Source organism: Bacillus bingmayongensis, assembly GCF_000299035.1.
Lineage (GTDB): Bacteria > Bacillota > Bacilli > Bacillales > Bacillaceae_G > Bacillus_A > Bacillus_A bingmayongensis.
In genome coordinates this window covers 223,585-235,373 of the sequence record NZ_JH921519.1, presented here as the reverse complement: position 1 = coordinate 235,373, position 11,789 = coordinate 223,585, and the positions used below count along the sequence as shown (strand labels likewise).

10 protein-coding genes and 1 riboswitch are annotated in these 11,789 nt (G+C 38.8%); of the genes, 6 read left to right on the top strand and 4 right to left on the bottom strand.

The window, feature by feature from the left end:
- Nucleotides 1-178 precede the first annotated feature (178 nt).
- Entirely contained in the window at nucleotides 179-1,030 is an 852-nt protein-coding gene (locus tag Y7E_RS0122290) for a MurR/RpiR family transcriptional regulator (protein ID WP_017153455.1), read from the top strand.
- Between the two features lie 141 nt (nucleotides 1,031-1,171).
- Nucleotides 1,172-1,287: riboswitch (TPP riboswitch) on the top strand.
- Between the two features lie 260 nt (nucleotides 1,288-1,547).
- On the top strand, nucleotides 1,548-3,308 hold the full coding sequence (gene thiC / locus Y7E_RS0122280; protein ID WP_017153453.1) for a phosphomethylpyrimidine synthase ThiC: 1,761 nt from the start codon (nucleotides 1,548-1,550) through the stop codon (nucleotides 3,306-3,308).
- 104 nt (nucleotides 3,309-3,412) lie between these two features.
- Here thiC and Y7E_RS0122275 read toward each other — a convergent pair whose 3' ends face one another.
- Together Y7E_RS0122275 and Y7E_RS0122270 are read right to left on the bottom strand one after the other, a co-directional pair.
- Nucleotides 3,413-4,438 carry a cytochrome d ubiquinol oxidase subunit II gene (locus tag Y7E_RS0122275; protein ID WP_017153452.1) on the bottom strand — a complete coding sequence of 342 codons (1,026 nt, stop codon included), beginning with the start codon at nucleotides 4,436-4,438 and terminating at the stop codon, nucleotides 3,413-3,415.
- On the bottom strand, nucleotides 4,431-5,786 hold the full coding sequence (locus tag Y7E_RS0122270) for a cytochrome ubiquinol oxidase subunit I (protein ID WP_017153451.1): 1,356 nt from the start codon (nucleotides 5,784-5,786) through the stop codon (nucleotides 4,431-4,433). Before Y7E_RS0122270 ends, Y7E_RS0122275 begins: the two co-directional genes overlap by 8 nt.
- A gap of 275 nt (nucleotides 5,787-6,061) precedes the next feature.
- Here Y7E_RS0122270 and Y7E_RS33740 point away from each other — a divergent pair, with 275 nt between their 5' ends.
- Nucleotides 6,062-6,205, top strand: a complete 144-nt coding sequence (locus tag Y7E_RS33740; protein ID WP_017153450.1) for a hypothetical protein — start codon at nucleotides 6,062-6,064, stop codon at nucleotides 6,203-6,205.
- A 107-nt stretch (nucleotides 6,206-6,312) separates the two neighbouring features.
- Complete coding sequence (locus tag Y7E_RS0122260; protein ID WP_017153449.1) at nucleotides 6,313-7,398, top strand: hypothetical protein; 1,086 nt, start codon at nucleotides 6,313-6,315, stop codon at nucleotides 7,396-7,398.
- 33 nt (nucleotides 7,399-7,431) lie between these two features.
- Here the strand turns inward: Y7E_RS0122260 and Y7E_RS0122255 are convergent, their stop codons facing one another.
- Both Y7E_RS0122255 and Y7E_RS0122250 read right to left on the bottom strand, forming a co-directional pair.
- Nucleotides 7,432-8,601 carry an acyltransferase family protein gene (locus tag Y7E_RS0122255; RefSeq protein ID WP_081584725.1) on the bottom strand — a complete coding sequence of 390 codons (1,170 nt, stop codon included), beginning with the start codon at nucleotides 8,599-8,601 and terminating at the stop codon, nucleotides 7,432-7,434.
- 117 nt (nucleotides 8,602-8,718) lie between these two features.
- Nucleotides 8,719-9,933 carry a dicarboxylate/amino acid:cation symporter gene (locus tag Y7E_RS0122250; protein ID WP_017153447.1) on the bottom strand — a complete coding sequence of 405 codons (1,215 nt, stop codon included), beginning with the start codon at nucleotides 9,931-9,933 and terminating at the stop codon, nucleotides 8,719-8,721.
- Between the two features lie 233 nt (nucleotides 9,934-10,166).
- On the opposite strand from Y7E_RS0122250, the gene Y7E_RS0122245 reads away from it, so the two are divergent.
- Entirely contained in the window at nucleotides 10,167-10,469 is a 303-nt protein-coding gene (locus Y7E_RS0122245; protein ID WP_017153446.1) for a PTS sugar transporter subunit IIB, read from the top strand.
- A gap of 14 nt (nucleotides 10,470-10,483) precedes the next feature.
- Nucleotides 10,484-11,785, top strand: a complete 1,302-nt coding sequence (celB, locus tag Y7E_RS0122240; protein WP_017153445.1) for a PTS cellobiose transporter subunit IIC — start codon at nucleotides 10,484-10,486, stop codon at nucleotides 11,783-11,785.
- Nucleotides 11,786-11,789: the final 4 nt, after the last annotated feature.

The following is an 11,789-nucleotide window of genomic DNA, read 5'->3' as shown; positions in this document are numbered from 1 at the left end:
ATAGGTATTTTTATCCCGCTATTCGCGGGCAGTAAGACCCTCACCTCAAAATTCAGCGAAAGCAAAGAAGATAGGTGGGGGATGAAGAAAACCCCCCACTGATTAAAGTTTCACTTTATCAGGAAGCAAAACGCTGGAGTTAAATAGAAAAAGTATAAATGGAAAGAAGCTGAAATAATTGGCGGTAAATAGTATCCGAACACAAATAGAATTAGTCTTAGGTGAGTTACCTGACTCAGAGAGAAAGATAGCAGAATATATTCTTTCTTATACAAAAGAAGTAACACAGATGACAATACATCAATTAGCAAAGGAAGCAGAAGCAAGTAGTGCGGCTGTTGTTCGCTTTTGTCGATCATTAGGAGTAACTGGTTTTCCAGATTTGAAAGCACGTCTATATGCTGAAGTAGAGCATATACAACATGTAGGATATTTTGATATTGAACCTAATGAAAAAGTGCAGTCCATTATTGATAAAACGTTATCTAATACAGTACAAACGCTTCATGATACAGTGGGTCAATTAGAAACGAAATCTATTGAAGAAGCAGTTAATTTCCTAAGAGATACAGACGTTATTTATATTTATGGAGTGGGGGCATCTTTTCTTATTGCAGAGGATGTAGCGCAGAAATGGATCCGTTTAGGTAAAAAGGCTTATGCAATTTCAGATCGTCATTTGTTAGCGGTAGCGATGGCTACTCAATCAGAAAATGCATTATTTTGGGGAATCTCGTATAGTGGAGAAACGAGAGACGTAATAGAGCTAATGAAAACAGCAAAAGAGCTTAAGTTAAAGACAATTAGCCTTTCTCGTTTAGGAAACAGTAAGATTTCTGAGCTAGCAGATGTATCTTTATTTACAGCGCGTGCACCTGAAGCCAAAATTCGTAGTGCAGCTACAAGCTCTCGATTTGCTCAACTATTAGTAGTCGATGTCGTTTTCTTTGTATACTCGTCTTCTCAATATGAGTTCACAGTAAAGCAATTAGAAAAGACAAAACATGCTATACAGAATCTGCGTGAATAAAGCTTTTCTGTTATAAAGTTGAAAAATAAGTAGTTATGTGATCATTGGAGTAGCAAGTGATAGGCAGGGAGGAATCTTTAAGAATACCTTTGCATTTTTCTGATTATCGTGTATGATGAGAAAGTATTGAAAATTAAATCAGTGATAAACTAGGGGTGCCCAAGAGAAGCTTGGGCTGAGAGAGAAGTGCGAGAACTTCTTAACCCTCTGGACCTGATCTGGCTTGTACCAGCGTAGGGAAGTTAACGGCTTTACATAACTATGTCTTTATGAGCCAGGTCCTTGTTTTACTATGGACCTGGCTCTTTTTATTTTGGCATGCGCTGGCCACTAGTTCTCGTCCTTGTCACACGTAAGGCGGAAGCGGCTCGATCAGAATGGAAGAAGCGAAGCCACCGACCATTCTAGCCACTGAAGCTGGATTCAGAGTCAAGATAATCAAAGTTGCTTGGAAGATGGTTGGAGATTTCAAGCAAGGAAGGTTTCTTGAAACGATAAAGGGGAGGAAACACAAATTATGAAGCAATCTGTTTCAGCTGAGCAAATTGAATTGAAGTCGAGTTTACCTGGGAGTAAGAAAGTCTATGTTGATGGCCCGCGTGAAGGGATGAAAATACCGATGCGTGAGATCGAACAAAGTGATACAAACGGTGTACCAAACCCACCGATTCGCGTGTATGATACGAGCGGACCTTATACAGATCCAGAATACAAAGTGGAACTTGAACAAGGAATTCCAACGCCTCGTCATGGCTGGATTGTTGAGCGCGGAGATGTGGAAGAGTATGAAGGGCGCGAAATCAAACCGGAAGATGATGGTGTGAAGGCTGCATCCGAGCATACACCTGTGTTCCCACAAATGGATCGTAAACCACTTCGCGCAAAAAAAGGGGCAAATGTAACGCAAATGCACTATGCTCGTAACGGCATTATTACATCTGAGATGGAATATGTTGCGATTCGTGAAGGTGTAGATCCAGAGTTTGTTCGTAAAGAAATTGCAGAAGGGCGCGCTATTTTACCAGCAAACATAAACCACCCAGAAGCAGAACCGATGATTATCGGCCGCAATTTCCATGTGAAAGTAAATGCGAATATTGGGAACTCTGCGGTATCTTCTTCCATTGCAGAAGAAGTAGAGAAGATGACATGGGCAACGCGCTGGGGCGCAGATACAATTATGGATCTATCAACAGGAAAAAATATTCATACAACTCGTGAATGGATTATCCGTAATGCTCCGGTACCAGTTGGAACAGTGCCGATTTATCAAGCGCTAGAAAAAGTAAATGGTATTGCTGAAGACTTAACTTGGGAAGTATATCGTGACACGTTAATTGAACAAGCGGAGCAAGGTGTGGATTACTTTACAATTCATGCAGGTGTACTACTTCGTTACATTCCAATTACAGCAAAACGTACAACAGGAATTGTTTCACGCGGTGGTTCGATTATGGCGCAGTGGTGTTTATATCATCATAAAGAAAACTTCCTATACACACACTTTGAAGAAATTTGTGAAATTATGAAACAATATGATGTTTCCTTCTCTTTAGGAGATGGATTACGTCCAGGTTCGATTGCGGATGCAAATGATGAAGCGCAATTCTCTGAGCTGGAAACGCTTGGTGAGTTAACGAAAATTGCTTGGAAGCATGATGTGCAAGTAATGATTGAAGGACCAGGGCATGTACCAATGCATTTAATTAAAGAAAATATGGATAAAGAACTTGATATTTGCCAAGGTGCACCGTTCTATACACTCGGACCGTTAACAACGGATATTGCACCAGGTTATGATCATATTACATCGGCGATTGGCGCAGCAATGATTGGCTGGTTTGGTACAGCGATGCTTTGCTATGTAACACCGAAAGAGCATTTAGGATTGCCAAACAAAGATGACGTTCGTGAAGGGGTTATTACGTATAAAATTGCAGCGCATGCAGCGGACCTTGCGAAAGGACATAAAACAGCCCAGCAACGTGATGATGCACTTTCAAAAGCTCGTTTTGAATTCCGCTGGCGCGATCAATTTAACTTATCTTTAGATCCTGAACGCGCAATGGATTTCCATGATGAAACATTACCTGCAGAAGGTGCAAAAACAGCCCATTTCTGCTCAATGTGTGGCCCGAAATTCTGTAGTATGAGAATTTCACATGATATTCGTGAATATGCAAAAGAGAATGATTTAGAAACAACAGAAGCAATTGAGCAAGGTATGAAAGAGAAGGCAGAAGAATTTAAAGAAGCTGGTAGTCATTTATATCAATAATACGGGATGTAACATTCCGAACACCTTTTTACTTGATTGATCACATGTACTTAACTTAAATATAGAAGCCCCCTTTGCTAAGACGGTAGCAGAGGGGGCTATTATTATTTTTCCTTTAGGAACGTTCGATCCTTTAAGAATAAATTCCAGAAGAAGATAAAGCCTGGAAGTAAGATCGCAATGCCGATTGCATAGAGAATGAGTAAGGCATAGAATGTTTCCTTCGTTGTAAAGCTTGTGAATACAGTAACGTCTGGATAAATGATATACGGTAAATGCGCGACGCCGTAAGCGTAGCTTGCAAATGCATATTGCGCAACAACCGCTAAAACGGCGATCCGTGGCCATCCGAGCGTACTATGCTTTTTATTTGTCCACCAAAGAGAAGAATATCCAATTACAAATAAAATAATAGATACTGTGAACCATGGGAATTGTTTAATTAACCCTTGCATGAGCCAATGTGTTTCGGGTTCCATGACAACAAGGGCGATGATGGCTGTAACAAGTGTTGCTGGACCGAGTACGATGGCATTGCGTCTATAAAGGCGATACGTATCCTCTGAGCCTTGTTCTCTTGCAAAGTCAGCTAGAAAAAGAGAGGACAGGAATAGCTCAGAAGTTAATCCGAATAGCATATAGCAATAAATTACAGGGCTTGATAAAAGTTTTCCGTATAATAGGACTTCTTTACCTCCGGAAGTCGTAATATAAGCGCCTTCTGTCACGGGTAAAACTGTAATTAATAAGGCAGGAATTAAGAGCCCAGTAATACCAGAAATGAAACGCAAGGTATGTTCATATTTTGGTACAGAATAAGCAAACACCATAAATGTACTACGAATAGCGACGAGAACTAAAATTAATGTCACCGGTACGAACATGACTGTTGCAAGGGTAAAAGTCGCTTTCGGAAAGAAGCCAAGAAATGCAACAACAACAAAAACGAGGAAAGTATTTGTGACCTCCCAAGTTGGTGATAAGTAACGATTGGCAAGCTTTGCAGCAAGTGTTGGGTGTTTGGCATATACCATACCCCAAAATCCAGCTCCGAAATCAATGGAGCCTAAAATGCTGTATACGAAGATAAGGGCCCATAAAATGATAATCGCAATACTTGCCTCATGCACGAGAATCTCCTCCTTGCTGCCTTAAATCATTTTTTAGCGGATGTCTTCTAAAGAATGTCCGTAGTACGAAAATCGTTAAAGCGCCAAGCCCGATATATAAAATGATGAATAAAATAAATAAGGGCCCGACGAAATCAGCGCGCGTAGCAGCATCCATTGTGCGCTGCATCCCATAAATCGTCCAAGGCTGACGGCCACTACAACTGAAAATCCATCCGAATTCAATGCCGAGCATCATAATCGGCCCACATGCAGCAGTGGCCCATAGAAGCCATTTTGGTAACGCTGCCCCTTTTTTTCGATAAATAAAGTACCAATATAAAAGAGCAATTGCTGCGACAGCAAAAGTGAATACAGCTGTACCAACCATTAAATTAAAGAACGTATGGGTATAAAATGGTGGCCACGTTTCTTGTGGAAATTCATTTAACCCTTTTACGACAGTGTTAGGGTTAAATCCAACTAGCAAACTTAACATATTAGGAATTTCAAGCCCGTATTGTAGTTCATGGGTTGCCGGATCGACAAATCCGCCAATTGCAAGAGGAGCATGTGATGTTGTATCAAATAATGCTTCTGCTGCGGCTAATTTTTCCGGAGAATGTTCATGTAAGGCAATTGCCGATTCATGCCCAGAAAGCCACATGATTGCGCCGGTAATAAATGTAACGACAAGGCCTAAAAATAGCCCTTTTTTATGATAAGCAATTTCACGTGCACCCAGATTTCGCTTTAATAATTTAAATCCGGCGATGGAAGCAATGACTGCCGCTCCCGTTGCATAAGCAGTAATGACAACGTGAAAAGAGCTTGTGAAAAAGCTAGGATTAAAGAATGCTTTCCACGGGTCAACGTTAAAAACAGAGCCATCAGGATTCATAGAAAAGCCTGCTGGTGTATTCATCCATGTGTTTGCTGAGGTAATTAATACGGCGGATGCAGTAGCACCAAGCATGACAAAAAAAAGTGAGATTAATCTCATAAATGGTGGTAATTTATCTGCTGCATATACGTAAATGGACATAAATAAAGCCTCTAAGAAGAAGGCGAAAATCTCAATCTGGAACGGAACAGAAATCACTTGACCGACAATTTTGGCGAACCCGGGCCAAAGGAGTGAAATTTGTACACCAACGATTGTTCCAGTTGGAATTGCTACACCAAGAAGAATGGCGAAAGCCTTTGTCCATCTTTTTGCCATAACAGCGTAATCTGAATCCTTCTTCCAGTGATATAATACTTCGCTTATAAAAATCATTAAAGATAGTCCGATCCCAAGGGTTGCAAAAATAATGTGGAATGCTAGTGATGACCCAAAGAAAGCCCGTGACAATGTAACAGTATCCATAATTCTACTCCTCTTCATTTTTGCCATTATTTTCTGATTGAACTGGAAAATCTATTCAAAAAAATTCCAAAAAATACATATGTATTTTAAAAAGTTAATATGATATTATAATTTTGAAATCTTCAGAAAAATAAGAAAGGTAAAGAGAAAAATATTTCATTTGTGTTTTAGAACAAAATCTTTTATAATGCTTATACGAACGTTAGTTCTGTTCAGAGAGTTTCATTTGTAGAAGGACAAGCTGGAAGTTCATGTGAAACGGAGGGGATGTTTGTATGTATCCTGAAGTCATTAGAAAAATGGCGTTTTCGAAAGAGCATAAAGATTTGTTATTAAAGTTATACAATAAAGAAATTACACGGCGTGAATATGATCACCTTGTGCAATCACTGTATCGCAGGGCGAAAGAGGCTAATTAACGTGTGTAAAGGATAGAAAGTGAGGGGCAATCTAAAGGATTGTCTTTTTAATGTTTCCGTATGTTCTACTAAGGTTACGGTTAGCCTTATTATAGAGGTGAAAAAATGTGCGGAAACGTTTGTATATATGGATTGCGTTAACTTTATTTGTGATTTTAGGTGGAATTGTTTTTTGGACTGCACTACAAGGGAATCGGACAGAATATTTTATTTTGAGACATATGCTCAATGATAATGGTACGCTCGCAACATATCGAATAGCTGATCCAAAGGTAGGAACGAGCGAGGCAGCCGGTCGTGAAGCATTATCAGAATCAGCAGGGTTATGGCTACAATATACGCTTGATATGGACAATCAATCATTGTTTGATGAACAAGTAAAGGTGATCCAAAATTATTTTATACATCCTGTCCATATTGTTTTATGGAAGATTTCTGAAACAGGAGAAAGACAGTCTGCCACGAATGCCCTCATTGATGATCTTCGTATTATTGAACAGCTATATCGTGCCTATGAAATGTATAAAGAAGAGCGCTATAGAGATCTTGCTGATCAAGTGAGTGGTGCTGTGCTTCGTTATAATAAGAAAGGGAAACAGTATGTTGATTATTATGACGCAGATAAGGGTATGCAAAATAACATATTAACGACATCTTACATAAATCCAAGTGCATTCTCTTATATGAAAAAGTACGGAAAAATCTCAGAAACGCAGTATCAGGAAGTGATTCAATTTTTAGCGGATTATCCAAGGCGTGGCTGGGCATTCTCGAAAGAATATAAAGAGGATGGTACATTTGCATTTGAAAACCAGGTGAACTTGATTGATCAATCGTATGTTGCCTATCATCGCAGTTTAGGCGGAATTTCCTCTGAAGCATATTTAGATTTTATTAAAAAGGCATTTCGTAAAGATGGGAAGCTATACGGTCGCTATGATTTAGAAACAGGAAAACCAGTAGTAGATTTTGAATCCCCAGCAGCGTATGGGCTGACAATTCTATATGTGTTACAAACGGGAGATATAAAGTTTGCTAAGGAATTGTACGAGCGTATGAGTGAATTCCGGAATGACAACGTATTCAGCAGATTTTATGGCGGATATGTAACTGGAAAAGAGGGCAACACGCATATTTTTGATAATGTGTTGCCGCTGTTAGCTGAGACGAAATTGAAAATGGATAAGGAATAGAAATGCCATTCTAGAAAGGGTATAAGCTTCTTCTTATTTTTTACCTCTTAATAACGGTAAGGTAGGTATGAGTGCTGGCCATTTTAATATTGGAGTAGGAGAAGGTCCTGTAATCCATGTATGGAATGGAAGAACACTACATATAACCATTGCGATGATAGAGAATGTTGCCGTCATAAGAAAAAGGAATAGACTATATAGAATTGTATTGGCTTGTACTGTAAATAGAGATAGTAATTTCGTGCTTAGCTGTAAGAAGAAAAAGTGTGCTAAATAAGCTCCGTATGTGTAGTTTCCGATAAAACGCAATGTTTTATATAATGTTCCTCGCCGCTGAACAATCATGATAGATAATACGTAAAGTATGAGTATTTCACATACAATGTATAAAAACATGGATGGCTTTAAGTATGTAGATACAGTGAGATGAATCGAATCTACACCATAGAAGCTAAACATTTCATAATTAATGAATAAGAAGAAAATAAAAAACAAAATTGTCACAAGCGGTATGTGCTTCATGACAAATAAACGCCAAGCCCGCAGTGCTACCGCTGCAATTCCGCCCATAACAAAGTAGAATGAATAGAAGAAGAAGGAACGGTCTGTATAATGTAAGATGGTTGAACGAGTTAATACTTCGCCGTTAAAAATATAATGGGAAGAGAACCACATTAAGAGAAAATATAGGATGGCAAAAGCAACCATGAATCTATATATGTCTTGCTGATTATGTGTTCGTTTTTGAAACCAATAAAATAAAGTACATAGTAAGGGGAATAGCAAATGAATTTGAAACATCATGATGACATACCAAAGATGAGGCGCCGCTGTTCCAAGTAATAGGCTCTTTATTCCGCTTTGCATCGTAACGAATTGGGTTGTTGTAAATAAGTAAATGATAGACCAGAATAAGTAAGGTGCAAGTAGATGTGCAGTTTTTTCGTATATGTATTCTTTATATACCATTTGTTTTGTATACTGCCGAATTAAATGAAATCCAACGATAAAGATGAATGCTGGTGCTGAAAATTTTGCGAGGTTGAATAGCATTCCAATAATGAGAGATTGTTCTAATGCGATATTTCCTTGATTCATTGTATATAGTAAAGAACTTTGTAAAACAACAGCAAGAAACGCGATGCTTTGCAAAACCTTAAATTCTGGGGCATTTTGTGTCATGATTTCCATCTCCTTTTCCATACATGATTATAGTACGAAGAAGAGGGAAGGGCTGTGGAAAATTTGTGAAAGTTATAACAAATTTGTGATTAAAGAAAAAAAGAGCGTTAGTTTTATGAAAAACAACGCTCTTTTTTCTTATGCAAATTTATTCTTAACCCAGTCTTTCCCTTCAACAAGACGAGCTGTCATTACGGCACAAACATTATCACCTGTTACGTTTAACATCGTTGCTGGTGGGTCGATGATTGTACTAATAGCTGCGATAATTAGCAATGCTTCTGGTGGGAAGCCGTATAGAGAAACGATTAACATTTCACCAATCATACCACCGCCTGGAATAGCACCCATTACTGTTCCTACTAATAGGGAAACAACAAGAGCGATTGCTAATGTTTTTGGACTTGAGAATTCCATATTGAAAATCCCGAATAAGAAAGCAATTTTAATTACGCCACCTAAAACAGATCCGTCTTTATGAAGTGTAGAACCAAGAAGAACAACTGTTTCACGAATGTCAGAAGAAATACCCATTTTTTTAGTTGCTTCTAAGTTTGCTGGAATACTCGCGGCACTACTACAAGTTGCAAGTGATGTAACTGTAGGAGAGACCATGTTTCTCCAAAAAATTTGTACACCTTGTTTGCGCCCTGCAAGGTAAGCATAAAATGTAAAGGCAACAAAGAAGTATAAGATAGAAGCCGGATAGTATACCATTGCAGCTCGGAAATACGTTCCAAGAAGCTGTGGACCGAATTCTCCAACTAAAGCTGCGAAGTAGGCAGCTAGTCCAATTGGAGCATAGTACATAATGAATGATACAACTTTCATTGAGATCTCTGCGCCAGATTGTAAGAAGCTAGCGAATGGCTTTCCTTTTTCTCCAACTGCTGAAGTTGCTACCCCCATTAAAATAGAGAAGAAAATAAGCGCTAGCATATTTTCACGAGATAATAACTTCGAAAAGTCTGATACGGTGAAAATACCCACGATTTGATCAGCCACGCTAATATTTTCAATTTTATCAGGCTTTGTTAGTTCTAATACAACACCTTGCGCTGGTGGGAATATTTTCACAACAATAATCATAAAAATTGCAGCAATAATACTTGTAAATAAGAAAGTCCCAGCCATGCTAGACATAATTTTTCCGAAACGTTTTAATCCATCCATATTGGCAATAGATGAAGCAATGCTAAAGAACACAAGAGGCACAACAATCGTAAACATTAAGTTTAAGAAAATGTCACCAAGCGGTTTTAAAGCAACTGCATCGGTACCCATGAAATAACCAATGAAACCACCAATTAGGATGGAAGATAATAAAATAAGTGGAAAGCGGTAAGCTTTCATATATATACCCTCCAATCTATTTATAAAAAATCATACTGAATCATTATAATCAGTTGTGAGGCTGTTTACTAGGAGAATACACATAGATGGAATAGCGTGAAAACGGAGAAACTTTTGTTTTTATGCTCGTCATATGAAAAATAATCTAGACATATATATTGGTAATCTAGTAGTGGATATGAAGAGCAACGTTGATATGATTCCAGCATGATTAAAAATAAGGGGGGAGTTTGATGAACATTTTACTTTGCTGTGCAGCAGGAATGTCTACCAGTTTACTTGTAACGAAAATGGAGAAAGCGGCACAAGCAAAAGGGTTAGAAGTAAAAATCTGGGCTGTATCGGGTTCGGAAATACGGAATCATATTGATGAAGCGGATGTGCTCTTGCTTGGACCACAAGTGCGTTATTTATTACCGAAGATGAAGGAAATGTGTGGAGAAAAAGGGATACCTGTTGATATTATTCACTCTGTACATTATGGCCTTTGTAACGGAGAGGCCGTATTGGAAGCAGCATTGTCAATGGAAGCATGAGGAGAGTGGAGTAGATGGTCCGGTTTTTAGAGAAATATGTGATGCCAATAGCAGGGAGAATTGCACAGCAGCGACATTTACAAGCAATTCGTGATGGCATTATTTTAACGATGCCTTTCTTAATTATTGGTTCATTTTTCCTTATCATTAGTGCTTTGCCAATACCTGGATACAATGATTTTATGGAAGGTTTATTTGGAGGGAATTGGCAGAAGGCGTTAGGGTATCCAGTTAGCGCAACATTTAATATAATGTCTTTAATAGCCGTTTTTGGAATCGCTTACAGACTAGGGGAACAATATAAAGTGGATGCATTAGCAGCAGGGGCATTGTCAATTGTATCATTCTTACTTGCAACTCCATTTCAAGTGACGCATATCATACCTAGTACGAAAGAGAGTGTACTTGTAGATGGAGTTATACCTGCTGCACTGATGGGAAGTCAAGGATTATTCGTGGCGATGATTATAGCACTTATATCTACTGAAATTTACAGGTTTATTATCCAAAGAAAGTTGATTATTAAAATGCCAGAAACGGTTCCACCAGCTGTAACACGTTCATTTGCAGCACTTGTTCCAGGATTTATTGTTGTGACAGTTATTTGGATTCTACGTTTAATTTTGGAAAACACCTCTTTCGGTAGTATTCATAATATTGTAGGGCAGCTCTTGCAAGCTCCGCTTAGTGTACTTGGTGCAAGTCTTTTTGGTGCAGTAGCGGCGGTTATTATTGTCCATGTGCTTTGGGCATGTGGGATTCACGGGGCTGCGATTGTGGGCGGTGTTATGAGTCCGATTTGGTTATCACTAATGGATCAAAACCGTATTGCTTTTCAGGCGGGGCAAGATGTTCCCAATACGATAACAGCACAATTCTTTGATTTGTGGATCTATACAGGTGGATCTGGTGCGACGCTTGCACTTGTTGTAGCGATGTTATTATTTGCACGGAGTCAGCAATTAAGAAGTTTGAGCCGGTTATCAATTGCACCAGGTATTTTTAATATTAATGAGATGGTTACATTTGGGATGCCAATTGTACTGAATCCGCTTCTGCTTATTCCATTTATACTTGTGCCAGTCGTTTTAACAATTGTCTCTTATTTCGCAATGGAATGGGGGATTGTTGCTCGGCCAAGTGGAGCGGCTGTACCATGGACAACGCCAATTTTCTTTAGCGGATATTTAGGAACAGGTGGAAAAATTTCAGGCGTTATATTGCAGTTAATTAACTTTGCAATTGCTTTCCTAATTTATTTACCATTCTTGATGATGTGGGATAAGCAAAAAGTGGCTGAAGAAAAGGGGGAGTAAGGAG

What these genes read in the sequence shown, in the direction of transcription:
- Y7E_RS0122270 (WP_017153451.1), bottom strand. Translation starts at nt 5,786, where the DNA reads ATGGATACTGTTACATTGTCACGGGCTTTCTTTGGGTCATCACTAGCA.
- Y7E_RS0122250 (WP_017153447.1), bottom strand. Translation starts at nt 9,933, where the DNA reads ATGAAAGCTTACCGCTTTCCACTTATTTTATTATCTTCCATCCTAATT.
- Y7E_RS0122245 (WP_017153446.1), top strand. Translation starts at nt 10,167, where the DNA reads ATGAACATTTTACTTTGCTGTGCAGCAGGAATGTCTACCAGTTTACTT.
- celB (WP_017153445.1), top strand. Translation starts at nt 10,484, where the DNA reads ATGGTCCGGTTTTTAGAGAAATATGTGATGCCAATAGCAGGGAGAATT.
- thiC (WP_017153453.1), top strand. Translation starts at nt 1,548, where the DNA reads ATGAAGCAATCTGTTTCAGCTGAGCAAATTGAATTGAAGTCGAGTTTA.
- Y7E_RS33740 (WP_017153450.1), top strand. Translation starts at nt 6,062, where the DNA reads ATGTATCCTGAAGTCATTAGAAAAATGGCGTTTTCGAAAGAGCATAAA.
- Y7E_RS0122255 (WP_081584725.1), bottom strand. Translation starts at nt 8,601, where the DNA reads ATGGAAAAGGAGATGGAAATCATGACACAAAATGCCCCAGAATTTAAG.